This window comes from Aquabacterium humicola, from assembly GCF_030167915.1.
In the GTDB taxonomy this organism is placed as follows: Bacteria; Pseudomonadota; Gammaproteobacteria; order Burkholderiales; family Burkholderiaceae_C; genus Pseudaquabacterium; species Pseudaquabacterium humicola.
Genome location: NZ_JARGNB010000002.1, coordinates 105,130 through 126,321 on the forward strand (window position 1 = coordinate 105,130; position 21,192 = coordinate 126,321).

The 21,192-nt window shown below is 70.9% G+C and carries 18 protein-coding genes; 8 read left to right on the plus strand and 10 right to left on the minus strand.

The genetic code is table 11. The features are described 5' to 3' along the window. The first annotated feature begins 23 nt into the window (after positions 1-23). Together P1K89_RS10775 and P1K89_RS10780 are read left to right on the plus strand one after the other, a co-directional pair. A complete protein-coding gene (locus P1K89_RS10775) occupies positions 24-1,793 on the plus strand; it encodes a DUF1800 domain-containing protein (RefSeq protein WP_284616451.1) in 1,770 nt (589 codons plus the stop codon). 121 nt (positions 1,794-1,914) lie between these two features. After that, a complete protein-coding gene (locus tag P1K89_RS10780) occupies positions 1,915-3,240 on the plus strand; it encodes a DUF1501 domain-containing protein (protein WP_284616452.1) in 1,326 nt (441 codons plus the stop codon). A gap of 19 nt (positions 3,241-3,259) precedes the next feature. Here the strand turns inward: P1K89_RS10780 and P1K89_RS10785 are convergent, their stop codons facing one another. Both P1K89_RS10785 and P1K89_RS10790 read right to left on the minus strand, forming a co-directional pair. Further along, complete coding sequence (locus P1K89_RS10785) at positions 3,260-4,216, minus strand: alpha/beta fold hydrolase (RefSeq protein ID WP_284616453.1); 957 nt, start codon at positions 4,214-4,216, stop codon at positions 3,260-3,262. A 3-nt stretch (positions 4,217-4,219) separates the two neighbouring features. After that, complete coding sequence (locus tag P1K89_RS10790) at positions 4,220-4,951, minus strand: sulfurtransferase (protein ID WP_284616454.1); 732 nt, start codon at positions 4,949-4,951, stop codon at positions 4,220-4,222. A gap of 39 nt (positions 4,952-4,990) precedes the next feature. Between P1K89_RS10790 and dnaE the strand changes: the two genes are divergently transcribed. The 3 genes from dnaE to P1K89_RS10805 all read left to right on the plus strand — a co-directional run bounded on the left by dnaE (position 4,991) and on the right by P1K89_RS10805 (position 10,457). Next, complete coding sequence (dnaE, locus tag P1K89_RS10795) at positions 4,991-8,584, plus strand: DNA polymerase III subunit alpha (RefSeq protein ID WP_284616455.1); 3,594 nt, start codon at positions 4,991-4,993, stop codon at positions 8,582-8,584. Between the two features lie 62 nt (positions 8,585-8,646). Further along, positions 8,647-9,150: a hypothetical protein gene (locus P1K89_RS10800; RefSeq protein WP_284616456.1), complete on the plus strand. Its 504-nt coding sequence runs from the start codon at positions 8,647-8,649 to the stop codon at positions 9,148-9,150. Positions 9,151-9,224: 74 nt separating this feature from the next. After that, complete coding sequence (locus tag P1K89_RS10805) at positions 9,225-10,457, plus strand: patatin-like phospholipase family protein (RefSeq protein WP_284616457.1); 1,233 nt, start codon at positions 9,225-9,227, stop codon at positions 10,455-10,457. Here the strand turns inward: P1K89_RS10805 and P1K89_RS10810 are convergent. From P1K89_RS10810 to P1K89_RS10825, 4 genes are read right to left on the minus strand one after another with little or no spacing between them, the layout of a single operon-like run. Then, the gene (locus tag P1K89_RS10810) at positions 10,454-11,152 is read right to left on the minus strand and encodes a class I SAM-dependent methyltransferase (RefSeq protein ID WP_284616458.1); all 699 of its coding nucleotides are present in this window, start codon (positions 11,150-11,152) and stop codon (positions 10,454-10,456) included. The two genes, P1K89_RS10805 and P1K89_RS10810, sit on opposite strands and share 4 nt — an antisense overlap. After that, a complete protein-coding gene (locus P1K89_RS10815; protein ID WP_284616459.1) occupies positions 11,149-12,414 on the minus strand; it encodes a glycosyltransferase in 1,266 nt (421 codons plus the stop codon). Before P1K89_RS10815 ends, P1K89_RS10810 begins: the two co-directional genes overlap by 4 nt. Positions 12,415-12,422: 8 nt before the next feature. After that, positions 12,423-13,535, minus strand: a complete 1,113-nt coding sequence (locus P1K89_RS10820; protein ID WP_284616460.1) for a glycosyltransferase family 4 protein — start codon at positions 13,533-13,535, stop codon at positions 12,423-12,425. Beyond that, positions 13,532-14,512 (minus strand): glycosyltransferase family 9 protein, encoded by a 981-nt coding sequence (locus P1K89_RS10825; RefSeq protein WP_284616461.1) that lies wholly within the window; start codon positions 14,510-14,512, stop codon positions 13,532-13,534. Before P1K89_RS10825 ends, P1K89_RS10820 begins: the two co-directional genes overlap by 4 nt. Before the next feature lie 106 nt (positions 14,513-14,618). Here P1K89_RS10825 and P1K89_RS10830 point away from each other — a divergent pair, with 106 nt between their 5' ends. The 3 genes from P1K89_RS10830 to P1K89_RS10840 all read left to right on the plus strand — a co-directional run bounded on the left by P1K89_RS10830 (position 14,619) and on the right by P1K89_RS10840 (position 17,221). Next, on the plus strand, positions 14,619-15,275 hold the full coding sequence (locus tag P1K89_RS10830) for a DUF4254 domain-containing protein (RefSeq protein ID WP_284616462.1): 657 nt from the start codon (positions 14,619-14,621) through the stop codon (positions 15,273-15,275). An 82-nt stretch (positions 15,276-15,357) separates the two neighbouring features. Further along, positions 15,358-16,320 carry a lipopolysaccharide heptosyltransferase I gene (gene waaC / locus P1K89_RS10835; protein ID WP_284616463.1) on the plus strand — a complete coding sequence of 321 codons (963 nt, stop codon included), beginning with the start codon at positions 15,358-15,360 and terminating at the stop codon, positions 16,318-16,320. Positions 16,321-16,438: 118 nt separating this feature from the next. Then, positions 16,439-17,221 carry a fibro-slime domain-containing protein gene (locus P1K89_RS10840; protein WP_284616464.1) on the plus strand — a complete coding sequence of 261 codons (783 nt, stop codon included), beginning with the start codon at positions 16,439-16,441 and terminating at the stop codon, positions 17,219-17,221. A gap of 7 nt (positions 17,222-17,228) precedes the next feature. Here P1K89_RS10840 and lapB read toward each other — a convergent pair whose 3' ends face one another. The 4 genes from lapB to rpsA all read right to left on the minus strand — a co-directional run bounded on the left by lapB (position 17,229) and on the right by rpsA (position 20,991). Beyond that, entirely contained in the window at positions 17,229-18,383 is a 1,155-nt protein-coding gene (lapB, locus tag P1K89_RS10845; protein WP_284616465.1) for a lipopolysaccharide assembly protein LapB, read from the minus strand. Between the two features lie 9 nt (positions 18,384-18,392). Beyond that, positions 18,393-18,716 carry a lipopolysaccharide assembly protein LapA domain-containing protein gene (locus P1K89_RS10850; protein ID WP_284616466.1) on the minus strand — a complete coding sequence of 108 codons (324 nt, stop codon included), beginning with the start codon at positions 18,714-18,716 and terminating at the stop codon, positions 18,393-18,395. Between the two features lie 89 nt (positions 18,717-18,805). Then, entirely contained in the window at positions 18,806-19,120 is a 315-nt protein-coding gene (locus P1K89_RS10855; RefSeq protein ID WP_284616467.1) for an integration host factor subunit beta, read from the minus strand. Positions 19,121-19,275: 155 nt separating this feature from the next. Then, positions 19,276-20,991 carry a 30S ribosomal protein S1 gene (gene rpsA / locus P1K89_RS10860; RefSeq protein WP_284616468.1) on the minus strand — a complete coding sequence of 572 codons (1,716 nt, stop codon included), beginning with the start codon at positions 20,989-20,991 and terminating at the stop codon, positions 19,276-19,278. Positions 20,992-21,192: the final 201 nt, after the last annotated feature.

Genomic DNA, 21,192 nt, shown 5'->3' on the forward strand with positions numbered 1-21,192 from the left:
TTCGGTCGCACGGGGAGCGCACGATGGACGAGGAGCACGGGACGACCGGCATGGTCGCCGACGAGGTCGCGCCTGGCGGTGTCGAGACGCCGCTTCGGCTGAATGCCGCCGCGGCCGCCGCCTTGATGCTGGCGGCCTGCGGTGGCGGGGGCGACAGCGGCGGCGGTGGCCAGGGGCCGGCATCCCCTTCGCCGCCGCCGCCGGCCCCACCGCCGGCGACGCCGCCGAGCGCCCGCGACGCCGCGCGTTTCCTCAGCCAGGCCAGTTTCGGTCCGCGCTCCACGGAAGAAGTCGAAGCGCTGCGCGCGACTGGCTTCGAGCAGTGGCTGCAGCAGCAGTTCGAGGCGCCGGCCTCGGTCAACCACGTCGCCTACCTCGAGGAGCAGCGCACGCGCAACGAGCACGGCAAGCCGCAGGACGAGATGAGCTACGAGTCGGTGTGGCAGCAGTGGCTGTTCGGTGCCGACCCGCTGCGCGCGCGCGTGTCGTGGGCGCTGCTGCAGCTCTTCGTGATCTCGAACATCGCGCCCGACCTGCGGCCGCATGCGATGAGCAGCTACCTCGACCTGCTGAACCGCAACGCCTTCGGCAACTACCGGCAACTGCTGGAGGAGGTCACGCTGCACCCTGCGATGGGCTACTACCTGAACATGCTGGGGTCGGCGAAGGAGGATCCGAAGAAGGGCACGCACCCGAACGAGAACTACGCGCGCGAGGTGCTGCAGCTGTTCTCGATCGGCCTCGTGAAGCTCAACCCCGACGGCACGCCCCAGCTCGATGCGGCCGGCAAGCCGGTGCCGACCTACGACGAAGCGGTCGTCAAGGGCTTCGCAAAGGCCTTCAGCGGCTTCAGCCACGGCGGTCGCGATACCTCGAACGCCAAGCTCTTCTACCACTACGACGACAACGTCGAGGCGCTGTGGATCACGCCGATGCAGGCCTGGGCCGCGTACCACGACGAGGGCGCGAAGACCCTGCTCGATGGCCGCACGCTGCCGGCCGGCCAGACCGCGCAGAAGGACCTGAAGGACGCGCTCGACAACATCTTCCAGCACCCGAACGTCGGGCCCTTCGTCGGCCGCCAGCTGATCCAGCGCCTGGTCACCAGCAACCCCAGCGGCGCCTACATCGAGCGCATCGCGCGCGTCTTCGCCGACAACGGCCACGGCGTGCGCGGCGACCTGCGCGCGGTGGTGCGCGCGATCCTGCTGGACGCGGAAGCGCGCGGCGACGATGCGGCGGGCCGCGCGCGCTTCGGCAAGCAGCGCGAGCCGGTGCTGCGCTTCGCGATGTTCCTGCGCGCGCTGAACGCCAAGAGTGCAAACGGGCGTAACTCCATCCACTACCTCGACGGCGCCGACGACGCGCTCGGCCAGAGCCCGTTGCTCGCGCCCTCGGTCTTCAACTTCTACTCGCCGAGCTTCCGGCCCGCGGGGCCGCTGGCCACGGCCGGTCTCGTCGCGCCGGAGTTCCAGATCACCAGCGAGACCACCGTCGTCGGGTCGCTGAACTTCTTCGCCGCGTTCTTCCGCCGCGGTGGTTACGGCAGCGGCGATTCGAAGCTGATGCTGGACTTCGCGCCGCTGGTGCCGCTGGCCGACGGCAACGGCGCCGCGCTGATCGACCGGCTCGACGGGCTGTTCTTCGACCGCCAGATGAGCGCCAGCACGCGGCAGCGCCTGTCGACGCTGATCCAGGCGCTGCCCGGCACCAACGCCGACAAGCGGCTGCAGCGGGTGAAGTCGGCGCTGACGCTGGTCGCGCTGTCGCCCGACCATGTGATCCAGAAATGACCCACCCCCGGAGCGCCTTCGGCGCTTCCCCCTCAAGGGGGCGCCGCCAGCGGCCCGGCAGAGCCGGCTCCGCGGCGGCCGCTTGGCCGAACCCGACCTGCCACGGTTAGAGAGGTCTCCGATGATTCAACGACGCACGCTGCTGCAGGCGGCCGCACTGGCCGCCACGCCGTTCACCCCGCTGTCGCTGCTGGCGCAGGCCACCGGCGGCCCGGGCTACCGCGCGCTGGTGTGCCTGTTCATGTTCGGCGGCAACGACGCCAACAACCTGCTGGTGCCGACCGACGATGCGCGCTACACGCTGTACCAGCGCGCGCGGCCGAACCTCGCGCTATCGCGCAATGTGCTCGTCCCGCTGGCGCCGGGCGGCACGGCGAACGGCTTCGGCATCCACCCGGCGATGGCGCCGATGAAGCCGTTGTTCGACGGCGGCCAGGCCGCGCTGGTCGCCAATGTCGGCCCGTTGATGGTGCCGACGACGAAGGCGCAGCACCAGGCGCGTTCGGTGCCGCTGCCCGCCAACCTCTATTCGCACAGCGATCAGCAGTCGGCCTGGCAGAGCGCGGTGGCCGACGGCGGCGGCCGCAGCGGCTGGGGCGGGCGGCTGCTGGAGCGTGCGGTGGCCGCCGGCACCAGCAACCGCGGCTACTGCGCGGTCAGCGTTGCCGGCGGCAACCTGTGGGAAGCCGGCGACCGCGGGCTGTCGCCCTACCGCGTGTCGTCCAGCGGCGAGTTCGGCTTCGATTTCTACGACCCGGCCGGCACCGATCCGCTGTCGGTGGCGATCAATGGCGTGCTGGGCGAAACACGCGCCGATCCCTTCGAGCAGACCTGGCTGAACCTGATGGGCCGCTCGATCGACAACCAGCGCGTGCTGAGCGGCGCGCTCGATGCGGCGGCGCTGACGACGACCTTCCCGAACACCGGGCTCGGCCGGCAGCTGCAGATGGCCGCGCGGCTGATCGGCGCGCGTGCTGCGCTGGGCCTGTCGCGGCAGTGTTTCTTCGCCAGCATCGGCGGCTTCGATACCCACGGCGACGACCAGCTGCAGCGGCAGAACGAGCTGTTCGGAGAGATCGCCGGCGCAGTCGCGGCCTTCCATGCGGCCACCGTCGAGCTCGGCGTCGCGCGCGACGTCACCTTGTTCACCGCCAGCGATTTCGGCCGCACCTTCGCCTCCAACGGCGCCGGCACCGACCACGGCTGGGGCGCGCACCAGTGGGTGGTCGGCGGTGCCGTGCGCGGCGGCCGCATCGTCGGCCGTTTCCCGGAGCTGGCGATCGGCGGCCCCGACGACGTCGGGCAGGGCGTCTGGATCCCCGGGCTCGCGCTCGACCAGCTGGGCGGCGAGCTCGCGCGCTGGTTCGGCGCCGACCCCGCGCTGACCGACGAGGTGTTCCCGCGGCTGCGCTACTTCGATCGCGAGATCGGGTTGATGAACGCCTGAGCCGGCAGCGGCGTCGTCGTCAGGGCGCGATGCCGAGGAAGGCCTTCACCGGGACCACCGTCGCGGCCGGGTCCTCCTCGTGCGGCACATGGCCCAGCGCCTCGAACATCACGACCCGGCTGCCGGCGATGTCCTTGCCGAAACGTGCGGCGTTGGCCGGCGGGATCAGCCGGTCGCGGCCGCCCCAGAGGACCAGCGTCGGCAGCTTCAGCGTCGCGATGCGCGCCTCGTCCTTCGGCTTGCCGGCCTCGCGCATGCGCTCGACCAGCGCGCGGCGATTGCCTTCGCGCAGCGACATCTCGAAGTAGCGGTCGACGAGCGCATCGGTGACGCGCGCGGGATCGCCGTAGACGTTCTGGACGCTGCTGGCGACCATCGCGCGCGGCAGGAACCACTCGGCGAGCGTGTCGACGCCGCCGAGGCGCGCCACCTGGAAGCCGATGGGGACCGACTGCGACTGGAACGCGTAGCCGGCCGCGTCGACGAGCACCAGCCGGTCGACCCGCGCCGGCGCGGCCGCGGCGACCTGCCAGGCCACTTCGCCGCCGAGCGAATTGCCGCCGATGGCGAAGCGCTGCACGCCCAGTCGGTCGAGCAGATCCAGCACGAAGCGCGCGTACTCGGGGCCGGTGTAGGGCCGGCCGGCGTAGGCGCCGGCGAACGGCCCGGTCAGGCCGAAGGCCGGCAGGTCGAAGGTGATCACGCGGCGCTGGCCGCGCAGTGCGCGCACCCAGCCTTCCCAGGTGTGCAGGCTGGCCGAGGTGCCGTGCACCAGCACGATCGGCAGGGCGTCGCCGCGCGGCCCTTCGTCGCGGTAGTGCACGAGCTGGCCGTTCAGGTCGAGGAACTCCGACGGCGGCGGTGCCCAGCGGTGCACCAGCGATTCGACGCTGCGTGCCGGCGCGCGCAGCAGCGGCACCGCGAGCGCGGTGAACATCAGCAGCAGGCCGATGAAACGCAGTGCGACCCGGCCCATGGGTCAGCTCAGCGAGGTGTCGAGCGCCACGCGTTCGTCGAAGACGAAGCAGCGGCCGCGCCACCCGGGTGCGGCGCCGCCGGTGTCCTCGAAATACTTCATGATGCCGCCTTCGAGCTGGAAGCTGTGCTCGAGGCCCATCGCCTGCATCACCAGCGCCGCCTTCTCGCAGCGGATGCCGCCGGTGCAGTAGCTGACGACGGTGTGGTCCTGAAGCGCGGCACGCTGCGCTTCGAGCGCTGCGGGAAAGTCGCTGAACTTGTGCAGGCGCCAGTCGACCGCGCCCTCGAACGCCCCGGCGTCGACCTCGAAGCCGTTGCGCGTGTCCAGCATCAGCAGCGGCCGGCCGGCATCGTCGTGGCCCTGGCCGATCCAGCGCGCGAGCGTGCTCGCGCTGATGGCGGGCGCGCGGCCCGTCGCCGGGCGCACCGCGGGCCGGTTCATGCGGATGATCTCGCGCTTGACCTTCACCTTCAGGCGCTTGAACGGCATCGTGTCGCTGAAGCTGCGCTTGGCGTCCAGCCCGGCGAAGCGCGCATCGGCCCGCAGGACGTCCAGCCAGCCGTCGATCGCCTCGGGTGCGCCGGCCAGGAACAGGTTGATGCCTTCCTCGGCCAGCAGCACCGTGCCCTTGAGCGCGCGGGCCTCGGCTTCGGCGAACAGGTGGTCGCGCAGCGCGGGCAGCCCGTCGAGCGGCACGAAACGATAGGTGGAGATGTTGAGCACGGGCGACACGGCGCCGGATTCTAGAAGTCGCGTCCTTAAAATCCGCCGATGCCGTTCGTCCACCTGCGCACTCACACCGAATATTCCGTCGTCGACGGCACCTTGCGCATCGACGATGCGGCCGCCGCGGCCAAGGCGGACGGCCAGGCGGCGCTGGCGATCACCGACCTGTCGAACCTGTTCGGCGCGGTCAAGTTCTACAAGGCTTGTCGCGGCAAGGGCATCAAGCCGATCATCGGCGCCGATGTCTTCCTCGAGCCCGACGCCTCGCTCGGCGGCGACGGCAAGCAGCCCAGCCGCCTGCTGCTGCTGGTGCAGGACCGGCAGGGCTACCTGAACCTGTGCGAGCTGCTCGCGCGCGGCTGGGTGCAGAACGCGCAGCGGGCGCAGGCCTGGCTGAAGCTCGAATGGCTCGAGGAGCTGGGCGGCGGCTTGATCGCGCTGTCGGGCGCCGAGTTCGGCGCGGTCGGACAGGCACTGCTGGCCGGCGACATCGCACGCGCGACGATGGCCGCGCGGCGGCTGGCCGGGCTGTTCCCGCAGCGCTTCTACATCGAGCTGCAGCGTGCCGGGCTCGCGACGCACGAGTCGCACGTGCGCGCCGCCGTGCCGCTGGCCGCGGAGCTGCAGTTGCCGGTCGTCGCGACGCACCCGGTGCAGTTCGCGACACCGGACGACTTCGACGCGCACGAGGCGCGCGTGTGCGTGGCCGACGGCGAGACGCTGGCGAACCCGAAACGCACCAAGCGCTTCTCGCGCGAGCAGTACTTCAAGACCCAGGCGCAGATCGAGGCGCTGTTCGCCGACGTGCCCTCGGCGATCGCCAACAGCGTGCAGATCGCGCGCCGCTGCAACCTGCAGCTGGCGATGGGCAAGAACTACCTGCCGGATTTCCCGACGCCGATCGAGAACGGCGCGCCGATGCCGATGGACGCGTACTTCAGGCGCTTGAGCTTCGAGGGCCTCGAGGATCGCCTGCTGGCGCTGTACCCCGACGCCGCGAAGCGCGACGCGGTGCGGCCGGAGTACGTCGAGCGGCTCGAGTTCGAGATCGCGACGATCCTGAAGATGGGCTTCCCCGGCTACTTCCTGATCGTCGCGGACTTCATCAACTGGGCGAAGAACAACGGCTGCCCGGTCGGCCCCGGCCGCGGCTCGGGCGCCGGCTCGCTGGTGGCCTATGCGCTGAAGATCACCGACCTCGACCCGCTGCAGTACAAGCTGCTGTTCGAGCGCTTCCTGAACCCCGAGCGCGTGTCGATGCCCGACTTCGACATCGACTTCTGCCAGGGCAACCGCGACCGGGTGATCGACTACGTCAAGGACAAGTACGGCCGCCAGGCGGTGAGCCAGATCGCCACCTTCGGCACGATGGCGGCGAAGGCCGCCCTGCGCGACATCGGCCGCGTGCTGGGCATGGGCTACGGCCACGTCGACTCGATCGCCAAGCTGATCCCCGCGCCCCCGGGCAAGACCGTCACGCTGGCCAAGGTGCCCGACGAACCCGACAGCAGCATCATCTACGCCCGCAAGGAAGCGCCCGAGCTCGAGCAGCGCGAGCAGTCCGACGAGGAAGTGGCCGAGCTGCTGGCGCTGGCCACGCGTGTCGAGGGCATCGTGCGCAACATCGGCATGCACGCCGGCGGCGTGCTGATCGCGCCGGGCAAGATCACCGACTTCTGCCCGCTCTACCAGCAGCCCGGCAGCGACTCGGCGGTGAGCCAGTACGACAAGGACGACGTCGAGGCGATCGGCCTGGTGAAGTTCGACTTCCTGGGCCTGGCGACGCTGACGATCCTGGAGCTGGCGAAGGACTTCATCGTCGCGCGCCATCCCGAGAAGAAGGGCTTCTCCTTCGAGACCGTGCCGCTGGACGACCCGCGCGTCTACAAGCTCTTCAGCGAGGGCCTCACCGAAAGCGTGTTCCAGTTCGAATCGCGCGGCATGCAGGGCATGCTGCGCGACGCCAAGCCGAGCCGGCTGGAGGACCTGATCGCGCTGAACGCGCTGTACCGGCCGGGCCCGATGGACCTGATCCCGAGCTTCGTCGCGCGCAAGCACGGCCGCGAGAAGGTCGAGTACCCGCACCCGCTGCTCGAGGGCGTGCTGGCCGAGACCTACGGGATCATGGTCTACCAGGAGCAGGTGATGCAGGCCGCGCAGGTGCTGGGCGGCTACTCGCTCGGCGGCGCCGACCTGCTGCGCCGCGCGATGGGCAAGAAGAAGCCCGAGGAGATGGCCAAGCACCGGATCATCTTCCGCGAGGGCGCGGCGAAGAAGGACATCCCGGAGCAGACCGCCGACGAGGTCTTCGACCTGATGGAGAAGTTCGCGGGTTACGGCTTCAACAAGAGCCATGCCGCCGCGTACTCGCTGCTCGCGTACCACACCGGCTGGCTGAAGGTGCACCACCCGGCCGAGTTCTACGCGGCCAACATGACCATCGAAATGGACAACACCGACAAGCTGAAGGTGTTGTTGAACGATGCGAAGCTGTTCGCGGTGGCCTTCGAGCCGCCCGACGTCAACCGCGGCGTCTGGCGCTTCGAGCCGGTGACCGACAAGCTGGTGCGCTATGGCCTCGGTGCGGTCAAGGGCACCGGGCAGGGCGCGATCGAGGCGATCGTCGAGGCGCGCGACGGCACCGCAGGTGCCTCCGGCACCGCAGGTGCCTCCGGCACCGGGGACGGCCCCTTCCGCAGCTTCTTCGACTTCTGCGCGCGGGTCGACCGCAAGCGCGTCAACAAGCGCGTCGTCGAGGCGCTGATCAAGGGCGGCGCCTTCGACGCAATGAACCCCGACCGGTCGAGCCTGCTGGCCTCGGTGGGCCTGGCCTTCGACTGGGCGGAGACGCAGGTGGTCAACGCCTCGCAGGGCGGCCTCTTCGACGACCTCGGCGACGTGCACGGCTCGTCGACGCAGGAGCCGCCGCTGCAGCCCGGCGAGGACTGGACGATCCGCGAGCGCCTGGGTCACGAGAAGACGGCGCTGGGCTTCTACCTCAGCGGCCATCTCTTCGACCAGAACGAAGCCGAGGTGCGGCGTTTCTGCAAGCGGCGCATCGCCGACCTCGTCGACAGCCGCGAGCCGCAGATGCTGGCCGGCATCGTCAGCGAGCTGCGATTCGTCAACGGCCAGCGCGGCCGCGTCGCGATCTTCAAGCTCGACGACAAGAGCGAAGCCATCGAGGCCGTCGCCAACGACGACCTGATCGAGGCGAACAAGGACCTGCTGAAGGACGACGAGCTGCTGGTGGTGCAGGGCAAGGTGCAGCCGGACCGCTTCTCCGGCGGCCTGCGGCTGAATGTCAACCAGGTGTGGAGCCTGGCCGCGGCACGCGCCCGCTTCGGACGTTATCTCCAGGTGGCACTCAACGGCGCACTCAACGGCGCACTTAACGGGGCGCTCGACGGCGAGCTGCGGCCGCTGACCGACCTGCTGCGCGACTGGCCGGCCAAGCGCGAGAGCACCGAGCAGGGCGACCTCGTGCAGGGCCTGGGCGTGCGCCTCGCGATCCGCCGGCCGACCGCCAGCGCCGAGCTCGACCTCGGCGACGACGGCCGCTTCTGGCCCAGCGACGAGGCGCTGCAGCGCTGGCAGGCGCTGACCAACGGGCAGGCGGCGATCGTCTACGAAGGCTAGCGCCGCGGGTCGCCGACGCGGCCGGATCGCCAGTCCGTGACATCTTGCACAGCTCGCAAGCCATGGCTGACGCGACGACGGCATGTCCGCTGACAACGGGTGGCGCCGGGCCCCCGTTGAAATATCGTTCGACGACCCGCCGGGTCGAGGAGTGCCTCATGAAAACCATCACCGCCGCATCGATCGGCCTGACCGTCTTTTTCGGTGCCCTCGGCAGCACCGCGCACGCCGCCGACGTCGGCGTGTCCATCGGCATCAGCCAGCCCGGCGTCTACGGCCGCATCGATATCGGTCGCTTCCCCCAGCCGACGGTCGTGCTGCCGCAACCGGTGATCATTCACCAGCCTGGGCCGGTCGTCGTAGCCCAGCCGGTGCAGCCGGTCTACATGTGGGTGCCGCCGGGTCACCGCAAGAACTGGCGCCATCACTGCAAGCACTACGGTGCCTGCGGCGTGCCGGTCTACTTCGTCGAGGACCGCTGGTACAACCAGCACGTGCGCGGCGACGGCCATCCGGGGAAAGGCCATGGCCAAGGCCACGGCAAGCACAAGAACAAGCACGACTGATCCGCTGCGAGTGACCGTCCGCTTCGGGCAACTCCCGAGCGGGTTGCCCGTCGTCCCGGCGACAGAATGTCGCCATGTACGAAACGCCCATCACCGGCCTGGTCCTCACCGGCGGTGGTGCGCGTGCCGCCTACCAGGTCGGCGTGCTCAACGCGCTGGCCAAGCTGCGGCGCGAGTCGGGCACCGACCTGCGCCGCAACCCCTTCGCCGTCATCTGCGGCACCTCCGCCGGCGCGATCAACGGCGCGGCGCTGGCCTGCCAGGCCGACCGCTTCGATGCGGCGGTCGAGGTGCTGTCGCGCGTCTGGCGCGAGTTCCATGCCGAGCAGGTCTACCGCGCCGATTCGCTCGGCGTGATCCGCAGCGGCGCGCAATGGCTGACGATGCTGTCGATCGGCTGGGTGCTGGCGCGCTGGCGCCGCGCCCGGCCGCGTTCGCTGCTCGACAACAGCCCGCTGCACGACCTGCTGATGCGCACGGTGCAGTTCGACCGCCTGCCGTCGCTGCTGGCCTCGCGCCACCTGCAGGCGCTGGCGATCACCGCGTCGAGCTACTCCAGCGGCGAGCACGTCACCTTCTACCAGGCAGCCAGCGCGGTCGAGCCGTGGACCCGCTCGCAGCGCGTTGCGGTGCCGGCGCGGATGGACCACACCCACCTGCTGGCGTCGTCGGCCATCCCGTTCGTCTTCCCGGCCGCCGAACTGCCCCGCGACGACCACCGCGAATGGTTCGGCGACGGCTCGATGCGCCAGACCGCGCCGATCTCGCCGGCGATCCACCTCGGGGCCCAGCGGCTGGTGATCATCGGCGCCGGGCGCATGCACGAACCACCGGGACGCCATGTGGCCAACACCGGCTACCCGACGCTGGCGCAGATCGCCGGCCATGCGCTGTCGGGCATCTTCCTCGATGCGCTGATGCTCGATGTCGAGCGCATGGAGCGCGTCAACCGCACGCTGGCGCTGCTGCCCGAGGAGGCGCGGCTGAAGACGCCGCTGCGCAGCCTGCAGGCGCTGGTGATCGCGCCGTCGCAGCGCCTGGACGACATCGCCGCGCGCCACCAGCACGACCTGCCGGCGCCGGTGCGGGCGCTGCTGCGTGGTGTCGGCGTCAGCGGCTCGGGCCAGGATGCCCGCGGCGCGGCGCTGGCCAGCTACCTGCTGTTCGAGGCCTCGTACACGCGCGAGCTGATGGCGCTGGGCATGGCCGATGCGATGGCGCGGCGCGACGAGGTGCTGAGCTTCTTCGGCTGGCAGCCGGCGACGGTCTCGCGGGCGCCGGCGGCAAACGCTCTCCTGGCGCGTTAGCTGCCGGCGCGGCGCAAGCCGACCACCAGGTTCGGCGCCAGCGCCTCGGCGTCCCAGTGGTAGGCGAAGGCGACCACACGTTCGATCAGCCGCCGCAGCCCGGCGCGCGCCAGGCGCTTCGGATTGCGCGCGCTGCGATACCACGGCACCTCGCCATGGCAGGTGATCACGAGCCCGCTGGCGCTGGCGATCTGGCGCAGCTTCGACAGGCCCAGCGTCGTCACGTGCGTCAGGTCGCCATGCTGGTAGATGCGGCCGAACGGCGACTCGCCGTTCGGCACGCGGCACAGCAGCACGCCGCCCGGTTCGAGCAGGCCGGCCAGCTGCTGGAACAGCGGGATCAGCGAGGCCTGCTCGATGTGCTCGAAGACATCGAAGGCGGCGATCAGGTCGAAGCGCCGCTCGCCGAGCCCGTCGATAGCGGCATGGGCCTCGATGCCCGCGGCTGCCGCGCGGCGGCGCAGCTCGTCCTGCGTCTCGATGCCGACCACCGTCACACCGCGGCTGCGGGCGTAGCCGAGGAAGCTGCCGTTGCCGAAGCCGATCTCGAGCGCCTGGGCGATCGGCGCCGGGTGGCAGCGCGCGAGGTGCCAGGCGAAGTAGCGCGCATCGCCGCGCGAGCAGCGGCCGAACTGCGCCGCGTCCCACTGCTTCCAGGTTGTGTAGTCCGTCAGTTCCTGCGTCGGGGCGTTCATCGGGGCGTCTCGGGGTTTCGGGGGCCGGCGTCGATCTCTTCGATCAGGGCCCGGTAGCGCGCGACGATGCGCGGCCAGCCGTAGCGCTCGGCGACGTAGCGGCGGCCGCGCTCGGCCTGGTCGGCCCGCTCGGCTTCGGTGAGCGCCAGCGTGCGCGCGACCGCGCCTGCGAAGCCCTCGAAGCCCTCGTAGCTGGCGCCGACGCCGCTGTCCTGCACATGCCGGCGCAGCACCTCGCTGCCGGCGTTGACGATCACCGGGCAGCCCTGCGCCAGGCTTTCCAGCAGCACCAGCGACAGGCTCTCGTGGCGCGACGGCACCACCAGCGCCGCGGCGTGCGCGACCAGCGCATCGCGCTCGGCGTCGTCGACGAAGCCGGCGAGCACGATGCGCGCATGGGCCGGCGCGGGCATCACCAGCTTGCCGCAGACGACCAGCTGCAGCGGTTCGGGATGCCGATCGGCGAAGCGCGCGAAGTGGTCGAAGAGCTCGTCGCAGCCCTTGCTGGCATCGACCCGCCCGACGTAGATCAGGTAGCGGCCGGCGAGGCCGTGCTTCGCGGCCAGCGCCGGCCAGGCCGTCTCGTCCTGCGCAGCCGGCATCGTGATGCCGACGCCGACCACCTCGCCGGGCGCCAGGTCGTCGCCGTACAGGCGCCGTGCGACGGCCTGCTCGGCCGCGGTGTTGTAGAGGATGCGGCGCGGCGCGCGGAAGACGCGGTGGAAATGCGGCAGCACCATCGTCTTCTCGTCGTGCAGCGTCGGCACCAGCAGGCTGCGCGTGGGCGCGACCAGCACGCCCAGCGCGGTCGGATGGAAGCGTGCGGTGAGGAAGATCAGCGCCGCGTAGTCGGCCGCGTGCTGCGCGAGGTGCGCCATCAGGCCGTCCATCGTCGGGCCCTGCGCACGCAGGTAACGCACGCCGTCGAGCACCTCGTCGCCCGCCGGTTCGGCCACTGGCCGCAGGCCGAGCCGCGGCAGCCAGCCGCGCAGCAGGAAACGCAGCTTGTGGCGCAGCGGCAGGTTGCGCTGGCGACCGCGGGTGCGCGGCGGATGGTCGAAGCGAATCACGCGGCAGCCGTCCAGCGTCGACTCGCCTGCCGGATAGTGCGGATGCCAATGCCGGTAGTCGAGCGCACGCGAGCTCAGCACGTCGATCTCGTAGAACGGGCGCAGCGCCTGCGCCAGCAGCCGCGCGTGCAGCTCGGCGCCGCCGTTGACCTCGGCCCCGTAGCGCTGCACGACGATGGCGATGCGCTTCATGCTGCCCGTCACCCCCGGCCGGAGGCCAGGACGCGCCGATAGACGCCAAGGTACGCGTCCGCGCAGCGTGGCCACGCGAAGTGGCGGGCATGGGCGGTGGTGGCCTCGGCCCGGCCGGGCGTGCGGTGCGCAGCGAGGCCGGCTTCGATGGCCGCGCGCATGTGCGCGGCGTCGAAGCGGTCGAAGTAGTAGGCCGCGTCGCCGCCGACTTCCGGCAGCGAGGTCAGCCGTGACAGGAACACCGGCTTGCCGAAGTGCATCGCCTCGATCGGCGGCAGGCCGAAGCCTTCGGCGAGCGACGGGAACAGAAAGCCCTCGCAGTGGGCGTAGAGCCAGGCCTTCTCGGCCTCGCTGATGTCCAGGCGCAGCGTGACGTTGGCCAGGCCGCGTTCGGCGATGCCGCGCTCGACGGTGGCGGTGTAGTCGCTGGTCGCGCCGGCCAGCACCAGCGCGTGGTCGGGCCAGGCCGCGGCCAGGTCGAGCAGCGCGGCGATGTTCTTCGTCGGCGCCAGTCTGCTGACGTGCAAGAGGTACGGCCGTTCGGGCAGGCCCTCGGGGCGGGTCTGCGCGATGCGCGTCAGGTCGGTCGCGCCGTTGTGGACCACGACCGGCGGCGTGCGCAGCGCGGGCAGCTCGCGCGCGAGGTCGCCGGCGACGTAGTGCGTGATCGCGACCACCGCGTCCAGCGGCGCCAGCCGCCGCGCGAGGCGTGCGCGATAGCGCTCGCGCTTGGCGCCGCTCTTGGTGTGCAGGAAGTTCAGGTCGTGCACCGTCTCGATGCGTCGGCGCGACCCCAGCGGCGCGCGCAGGCGGTTGTGCTGGTGCAGCGTGTGCCAGAGGTCGAAGCGCTGGCCGCCCTCGGCCGCGAAGCGCGGCGCGGCGACATGCAGCAGCCGCTGCAGCGTGTGGGTCGGCAGGTAGCCGACGCGGTCGCCGAAGAGGCCCTGGAACGCGGCCGGCAGGTGGAAGTGCAGCGCGATGCGCTCGGTTTCGCGCAGCTCGTCGGCGCGCGCGGCGAGCGCGCCGCACAGCTGGCGCGAGAACTCGCCCAGGCCGTCGTTCCAGTGGCGGATGTGGCCGAGGCCGATGCCGACGTGGCGCAGCGGCGGCGAAGGGCTCATCCGATGCGGGTCTCGGCCGGTGCGGGCGCGGGTGCCGCGGTTCCGCCATCGGCCAGGTGCGCCTGCACGCGCTCGATCACCTCGTCGACCGACGGCCACTCGGGCCAGCGGCGCACGATCTGCACGGTCGGCCCCCAGGGGGCCCATTGTTCGGGCTTGGTCGGTCCGAGCACGCTGAGCACCGGCGCACCGACCGCGGCGGCGAGGTGGGCCGGCCCGGTGTCGTTCGACACCACCAGCGCGGACCGCCGCAGCAGCCCTCCGTAGGCGCCGAGGTCGACGCCGGCGAGCAGCTTCACGCCCGGGTAGTGCGAGGTGATCAGCGCGTCTTCGCCCGGCCCGGGGCAGGCGACGACATCGCGGCCGCAGCGCTGCAGCGCCAGCGCGAACTCGGGGAAGGCCGGCCAGGTCTTCTCCTGGTCCTCGAACAGGCCGCCGGCGAACGGGCAGACCACGACGAAGCCGGGCCGCACCTGGGCGCGCGCGAGCACCTCGTCGGCCCGCTGCTGGTCGGCCGGGCGCGTCTTCAGATCGATCACCGGCGGCGGCGCGGCGTCCATGCGCAGGAAGCGGCAGGCGAGCTGCCAGTAGCTGGCGAGCGCATGGCCGCCGTAGACCAGGGGCTCGCTGCGGCGAAGCAGCAGGCTGCGGGCTTCCTGGCGGTAGCCCACCGCCTTCAGGCCGGCCAGGCGCATCTCGAGCGCGCTGGAGAAGGAGGTCGGCAGCACCAGCGCGTTCTCGCGGCGGTCGAAGCCGGGGTCGCGTGCCGCCGCGTCGACGTGCAGTCGGCGCAGCTGCGCGACACGCTCCTTCAACCGCTTGGGCCGCGCATGCGTCGCCCACTGTTCGCCGGCCAGCAGCGGCGCGGCCCAGCGCTCGCCCACCAGCTGCAGCTCGTAGCCGTGCGACTGCAGCAGCCGCAGCGCAGGCACGCCGAGGATCACGTCTCCCACCCAGTTGCGCAGGCGAACGATCAACGGGCGAGGCGGCGTCATGCTTTACGGGGGACGGCGTTGGCGCCGCCGTGCCGGGCGCTGAGCAAGCCAAGGATAATTCCGGGTCCGCATTCTGCCATCCGCGACCATGAGCGATTCACCGCCGACCCTTCCGCGCGCCGCCGAGGTGATCGCGCTGCACGACGACCTGCTGGCGCGCGCCGACTGGCCCGGCGACGAGCCGGCCCCCCGCGACGACGGCCTGTGGCGCTGGGTGCAGAGCAACCACCGCTTCAACTGCCGCCTGTGGGCCGAGGAAGACCTGGCGCGCCGCACCAAGGTGTCCGACAGCGAGATCGCCGCCAACAAGCGCGCGATCGACGGCTTCAACCAGGCCCGCAACGACGCCACCGAACGGGTCGACGAGCTGCTGCTGATCGCGCTGGGCCTCGTCGATGCGGCCTCGGCGCGCACCGACGCGCCCGTGTCGACCGTGCCCGCCGGCGCGCGCCTGAACAGCGAGACCGCCGGCAGCATGATCGACCGCATGTCGATCATGGCGCTGAAGGTGCACGCCATGCGGGCGCAGACGCTGCGCACCGACGTCGACGCGGCGCACGTCGATTCCAGCCGCGGCAAGCTGGCGCGGCTCGAGCAGCAGCGCGCCGACCTGGGGCAATGCCTCGATGCGCTGCTGGCCGATGCGGCCGCCGGACGCGCGTACTTCAAGGTTTATCGGCAGTTCAAGATGTACAACGATCCGCGCTTCAACCCGGCGCTGGTGGCCGAGAAGGCGCGCGGGTGAGCCGGCCGCCGGGCCGCCCCAAGGCCGGCGAAGTCCCCTCGGGGGACCGGTGGCGGTACTCCGCCGCCGAGGGGCCAGTGACGTGAAGCTGCTGATCGTCAAGACCTCGTCGATGGGCGACGTGGTCCATGCGCTGCCGGCGATCAGCGACATCCGGCGGCTGCGGCCGGGCGTGGTGATCGACTGGCTGGTCGAGGCGCCGTTCGCCGCGATCCCGCGCCTGCATCCGGCGGTGCGCCGCGTGCTGCCGCTGGCCTGGCGCAAGTGGCGCAAGTCGCTGCTGCAGCGCGAGACGCGCGCAGCGATGACGGCCTTGCGCGACGAACTGCGCAGCGAGTCCTACGACCTCGTGCTCGACCTGCAGGGCCTGCTGAAGAGCGTGATGTGGGGGCTGCAGGCGCGCGGCCCGCTGGTCGGCTACGACCGCGCCAGCATCCGCGAGCCGTTGGCGGCGCTGTGCTACCAGCGCACCGCCGCGGTGTCGCGCGAGCTGCATGCCGTCGAGCGCTGCCGCCGCCTCGCTGCCGCGCACCTGGCCTACCCGATGCCGCCCGAACCGCCCGACTTCGGGATCCACGCGCCGCCCTCGGGATCGTGGCAAGCGCCGGTGCTCGGTGCCGCGCTGATCCCCTGCGCCAGCCGGCCGGAGAAGCTGTGGCCGGAAGACCACTGGATCGCCGTCGGCCAGCGTCTCGTGCGGGCCAGGCTGAAGCCGGTCGTGCTGTGGGGCAACGACGAGGAGCGCCAGCGCGCCGAGCGCATCGCCGCCGGCTGCGACGGCCTCGTGCCGCCGTTCCTGACCGTCGCCGAGACCGCCGCGGTGCTCGGCCAGGCGCGCCAGGTGGTCGGGCTGGACACCGGCTTTTCGCACCTGGGTGCCGCGTTCGGCGCACCGACGATCGGCATCTACTGCGACCACGAGCCGGGGCTGGCCGGCATCACCGGGCCGGGGCGCGTCGGGAGCCTCGGCGGCAAGGGCCAGGTGCCGACGTGCGAGGCGGTGCTGGCGAAGCTGGAAGAGCACCTGAAGCGGCCGCGCGGCTGAGCGCCATCGACTCCCGCGAACGCGGGGTGACCCCTAGCACGCAGACGCCACGGGGCCGCGCGCAGTGCAACACTGGCGCACAACGACACCTGTTGTGTGTCGTCGAGAGGAGGCCCTGATGTCGATGCGCCTGCCCCACCTCGCTGCCGCGGCGCTGCTGTGCGCCGGCAGCATCGCCGCCCAGGCGGCCATCACCCTGACCGGCACGGTGCGCGATTTCGCCGCCGACGGCGTCAACTTCGAGGGGTCGATCATCGGCCTCGTCCCGGGCCTGGTGAGCCCGACGCTCGCCGGACCCTCGCCGACGCTGACCGCCTTCGGCTCGACGCTGATCAGCAGCGCCGGTGCCGGCGGCTTCCCGCTCTGGTACACCAAGGCCGCGGACTCGATGCCGCTCGCGCTGACGCTGACCGAGAAGGCCGGCAGCCCCGGCATCTACGAGTACACCGACCTCAGCTTCTTCCCGATCGACGGCCTGCTGCTGAACACCGGCGTGCCGGGCACCAACTTCCACTTCACCTACCAGATCGCCGCCACGTTCGACTACGCGCCGGGCACCGGCCAGACCTTCAGCTTCACCGGCGACGACGACGTCTGGGTCTACTTCGACAAGATCATCGGCATCGACCTGGGCGGCGTGCATGGCGCGGCCTCGTCCACCGTGAGCCTGGACACGCTGTTCGGCTTCGGCACGCCCGGCGCGAAGGCGGCCGGCACCTACAGCTTCGACTTCTTCTTCGCCGAGCGGCACACCTCGGCATCGACGCTGCACATCGAGACGTCGCTGGTGCTGGCGCCGCCGCCGCCACCGGGGATCCCCGAGCCGCCGGGCCTGGCGCTGGTGGCGCTTGCGCTGGCCGCGCTCGGGGCGGCGTCGCGCCGCATGGCGCGCCGAGGCTGAGCAGGCCTCAGAGCTCCTCGATGCGCTGGGGCGGGAAGCTGTCCCAGCTGAGGCAGCCCGGGCACTGCCAGAAGTGCCGCTGGGCCTCGAAGCCGCAGGCGGCGCAGCGGTAGCGCTGCAGCGGCCGCGCGGCGCGGGCCACCGCGTCGCGCACGCTCTGGCGCGCAAACTCGGGCCAGGTGGCGCGCGGCGTGTCCAGCAGCTCCAGCGCCGCCGACAGGCTGGGCTGGCTGCGCAGCAGCTCCAGCAGCTGCGGCGCGGCGCCCGCCGGCGTGCCTTCCAGCGTCGCCAGCGCGCGCAGCAGGTCGATGCCCGGCAAACGTTCGTACAGCTGCTTCAGCACCTGCAGCGCCGCCTCGGTCTGGCCGGCCGACTGGGCGAAGGCGGCGAATTCGTGCGCGAGGCGGGCGAAGGATTCGGGTGCACGCTGGCGCAGCTCGGCCCAGGCGGCCATCGCGTCGTCCGTGCGTCCCTGCCGCGCGAGGCGCTGCGCGCGCAGCAGCAGGGGCCGCGGCGCATGCGGCGCGGCCTCGTGGGCCTTCGCCAGCGCCGTGTCGGCGGCCGCGCTGTCGCCGCGGTCGTCGGCTTCGATCGCCAGTTCGCACTGGTAATGCGCGATGCGGGTGGCGAAGGAACCGGTGCCGCTCTTTTCCAGCTGCACGGCCACTTCCGCGGCGCCGCGCCAGTCGCGCGAGCGTTCGTAGAGGCCCAGGCGCGCCAGCCGCGCCTCGGTGTCGAAGGGCGTGCCTTCGAGCGCGCGGAAGGCCTCTTCGGCGCGGTCGAAGAGCCCGGCCTTCATGTAGTCCTGCGCCAGCGCATGCTGCGCGCGCTGGCGGTCGGCCGTCGCCAGGTCGGCCCGCTGCAGCAGGTGTTCGTGCACGCGGACCGCGCGTTCGAACTCGCCGCGCCGGCGGAACAGGTTGCCGAGCGCGAAGTGCAGCTCGCTGGTGTCCGGATCGGCCTGCACCGCCTCGATGAAGGCATCGATGGCCTTGTCGGGCTGTTCGTTGAGCAGCAGGTTCAGGCCCTTGAAGTAGGCCTTGGGCGCGGCGCGGTCGGCGCGTTTCCACTGCCGCAGGTCGAAGCGCGAGGCGGTCCAGCCGAGTGCGAAGGCGACCGGCAGGCCGATCAGCAACCACTGGAAGAAGTCGAAGTTCTCCATGCGCCGCGTCTACAGGCCTTCGCGCGGCGGGTGCTCGGGTCCGAACTCGGACGGCGTCACGGTGATGGGCTCGGTGGCCGCTTGCTTCGGCGGCGGGGGGGGCGTTGGCGTGGCGCGGCGCGCGACGCGGCGATGCTTCCACCATGCCGGCACCATCGCCAGCACGCCCAGGGCGGCGCCGCCGGCGAACGCGGCGAGCACGATGATCACCATCGGCGCGCGCCACTGCGCGCCGAAGAACCAGTTCACGACCGCCTGCTGTTCGTTGTTGAGCGCGAACGCGAACAGCGTGAAGAAGATGAAGGCCCGCACGGCCCAGACGAGGATGCGCATCGCGGCGCCATTCTATGAATGGTGCTCGGGCGGCTCCATGAAAAAGGGACCCGTGTGGGTCCCTCGAAACAGTCTTGACGCGGGCCGCTTCAGCGCGACGGCGGTTCGTCGTCGAGCACCGGCAGGCGGTCGTCGACCGATTCGCGCAGCGCCTTGCCGGGCTTGAAGTGCGGCACCAGCTTCTCGGGGATCGTCACCTTCTCGCCGCTGCGCGGGTTGCGCCCGACGCGCGGCGGCCGCCGGTTGATCGAGAAGCTGCCGAAACCGCGGATCTCGATGCGGTGGCCGCGCGCGAGCGCGTCGGTCATCGCATCGAGGATCGTCTTGACCGCGAATTCGGTGTCGCGCTGCGTCAGCTGGCCGAAGCGTTCGGCCAGCTTGGCCACGAGATCGGATCGGGTCATGTCGGTGGTTCAGCCTTGTATTCCCCGGAGGGGACAGGCCGCCGAAGGCGGCCTGGGGAGCGCGGTCCCTGTCGGAGCGCCAAACCGGATCCGGGTTTCCCGGTCCGGTTTGGTCAGCCCCTCGGGGGCGGCCGCCAGGCGGCCGGGGCCAACAACTACTCGCGGTCGTTCAGCTTGGCGCGCAGCAGGGCGCCGAGGCTGGTCGTGCCGGCGGTCTCGCGCTCGTTGCTCTGCGCCAGGCGCTGCATGGCTTCCTGCTGGTCGACGGCGTCCTTGGCCTTGATCGACAGCTGGATCGAACGCGCCTTGCGGTCGACGTTGATGATCATCACCGAGACCTCGTCGCCTTCCTTCAGCACGTTGCGGGCGTCCTCGACGCGGTCGCGGCTGATTTCGGAAGCGCGCAGGTAGCCGGTGACGTCTTCCGTCAGCTGGATCTCGGCGCCGCGCGGGTCGACCGACTTGACCTTGCCGTTGACCAGCACGCCGCGGTCGTTGACCGAGGTGTAGTTGGCAAACGGGTCGCCGTCGAGCTGCTTGATGCCCAGCGAGATGCGCTCGCGCTCGACATCGATGCCGAGCACGATCGCTTCGACTTCCTGGCCCTTCTTGTAGTTGCGCACCGCCTGCTCGCCCGCTTCGTGCCAGGACAGGTCGGACAGGTGCACCAGGCCGTCGATGCCGGCCGACAGGCCGACGAAGACGCCGAAGTCGGTGATCGACTTGATCGGGCCCTTGACGCGGTCGCCGCGCTTGACGTTGGAAGAGAACTCTTCCCACGGGTTGGCCTTGCACTGCTTCATGCCCAGGCTGATGCGGCGCTTGTCCTCGTCGATCTCGAGCACCATGACCTCGACCTCGTCGCCCAGCGAGACGACCTTGGCCGGGGCCACGTTCTTGTTGGTCCAGTCCATTTCGGAGACGTGCACCAGGCCTTCGATGCCCGGCTCGATCTCGACGAACGCGCCGTAGTCGGCGATGTTGGTGACCTTGCCGAACAGGCGCGTGCCCGACGGGTAGCGGCGCGACACGCCGTGCCACGGGTCGTCGCCCAGCTGCTTGATGCCCAGCGAGACGCGGTTCTTCTCGGCGTCGAACTTCAGGACCTTGGCCGTCAGCTCCTGGCCGACCGTCACCACTTCGCTCGGGTGCCGGACACGGCGCCAGGCCATGTCGGTGATGTGCAGCAGGCCGTCGATGCCGCCGAGGTCGACGAACGCGCCGTACTCGGTGATGTTCTTGACCACGCCGTGCACGATGGCGCCTTCGGTCAGCGTCTCGAGCAGCTTGGCGCGTTCTTCGCCCATCGAAGCCTCGACGACGGCGCGGCGCGACAACACGACGTTGTTGCGCTTGCGGTCGAGCTTGATGACCTTGAACTCCATCGTCTTGCCTTCGTACGGCGTCAGGTCCTTGACCGGACGCGTATCGATCAGCGAGCCGGGCAGGAAGGCGCGGATGCCGTTGACCAGCACGGTCAGGCCGCCCTTGACCTTGCCGGAGACGGTGCCGGTGACGAAGTCGCCGGACTCGAGCGCGTTCTCCAGCGACAGCCACGACGCCAGGCGCTTGGCCTTGTCGCGCGACAGGATGGTGTCGCCGTAGCCGTTCTCGATGGCGTCGATGGCCACCGAGACGAAGTCGCCGACCTGGACTTCGAGCTCGCCCTGGTCGTTCTTGAATTCGGCGATCGGGACATAGGCCTCGCTCTTGAGGCCGGCATTCACCACCACGTGGTTGAACTCGATGCGAACGACTTCGGCGGAGATGACTTCGCCGGCGCGCATGTCGCTGCGTTGCAGCGACTCTTCGAACATCGCGGCAAAGCTTTCCATGCCGCTGGACGTGGTGGCAGTTTGGGTTTGGGACATGTGGATTTCCTTGGTGCCGGCGGAACCCAAGGTTGGTGGTGTAGAGCCGGCGGGGGTGATGCAGCCGAGGGCTGCGGTTGGTTGCAGGATCCGCGGCGCTCGGGGCTCGTCAGGCGACGAAGGGCGGGAAGCGCAGCGGGACGGCTAAAGGCTGATTCGACTCGATTTCCGACTCCCCGTTCAAACAACGGGGATTCGACT

Excerpts from the sequence above, each read along its gene's own strand:
- P1K89_RS10775 (WP_284616451.1), top strand. The coding sequence starts at position 24 with ATGGACGAGGAGCACGGGACGACCGGCATGGTCGCCGACGAGGTCGCG.
- P1K89_RS10780 (WP_284616452.1), top strand. The coding sequence starts at position 1,915 with ATGATTCAACGACGCACGCTGCTGCAGGCGGCCGCACTGGCCGCCACG.
- P1K89_RS10785 (WP_284616453.1), bottom strand. The coding sequence starts at position 4,216 with ATGGGCCGGGTCGCACTGCGTTTCATCGGCCTGCTGCTGATGTTCACC.
- dnaE (WP_284616455.1), top strand. The coding sequence starts at position 4,991 with ATGCCGTTCGTCCACCTGCGCACTCACACCGAATATTCCGTCGTCGAC.
- P1K89_RS10800 (WP_284616456.1), top strand. The coding sequence starts at position 8,647 with ATGGCTGACGCGACGACGGCATGTCCGCTGACAACGGGTGGCGCCGGG.
- P1K89_RS10805 (WP_284616457.1), top strand. The coding sequence starts at position 9,225 with ATGTACGAAACGCCCATCACCGGCCTGGTCCTCACCGGCGGTGGTGCG.
- P1K89_RS10810 (WP_284616458.1), bottom strand. The coding sequence starts at position 11,152 with ATGAACGCCCCGACGCAGGAACTGACGGACTACACAACCTGGAAGCAG.
- P1K89_RS10815 (WP_284616459.1), bottom strand. The coding sequence starts at position 12,414 with ATGAAGCGCATCGCCATCGTCGTGCAGCGCTACGGGGCCGAGGTCAAC.
- P1K89_RS10820 (WP_284616460.1), bottom strand. The coding sequence starts at position 13,535 with ATGAGCCCTTCGCCGCCGCTGCGCCACGTCGGCATCGGCCTCGGCCAC.
- P1K89_RS10830 (WP_284616462.1), top strand. The coding sequence starts at position 14,619 with ATGAGCGATTCACCGCCGACCCTTCCGCGCGCCGCCGAGGTGATCGCG.
- P1K89_RS10840 (WP_284616464.1), top strand. The coding sequence starts at position 16,439 with ATGTCGATGCGCCTGCCCCACCTCGCTGCCGCGGCGCTGCTGTGCGCC.
- lapB (WP_284616465.1), bottom strand. The coding sequence starts at position 18,383 with ATGGAGAACTTCGACTTCTTCCAGTGGTTGCTGATCGGCCTGCCGGTC.
- P1K89_RS10850 (WP_284616466.1), bottom strand. The coding sequence starts at position 18,716 with ATGCGCATCCTCGTCTGGGCCGTGCGGGCCTTCATCTTCTTCACGCTG.
- P1K89_RS10855 (WP_284616467.1), bottom strand. The coding sequence starts at position 19,120 with ATGACCCGATCCGATCTCGTGGCCAAGCTGGCCGAACGCTTCGGCCAG.
- rpsA (WP_284616468.1), bottom strand. The coding sequence starts at position 20,991 with ATGTCCCAAACCCAAACTGCCACCACGTCCAGCGGCATGGAAAGCTTT.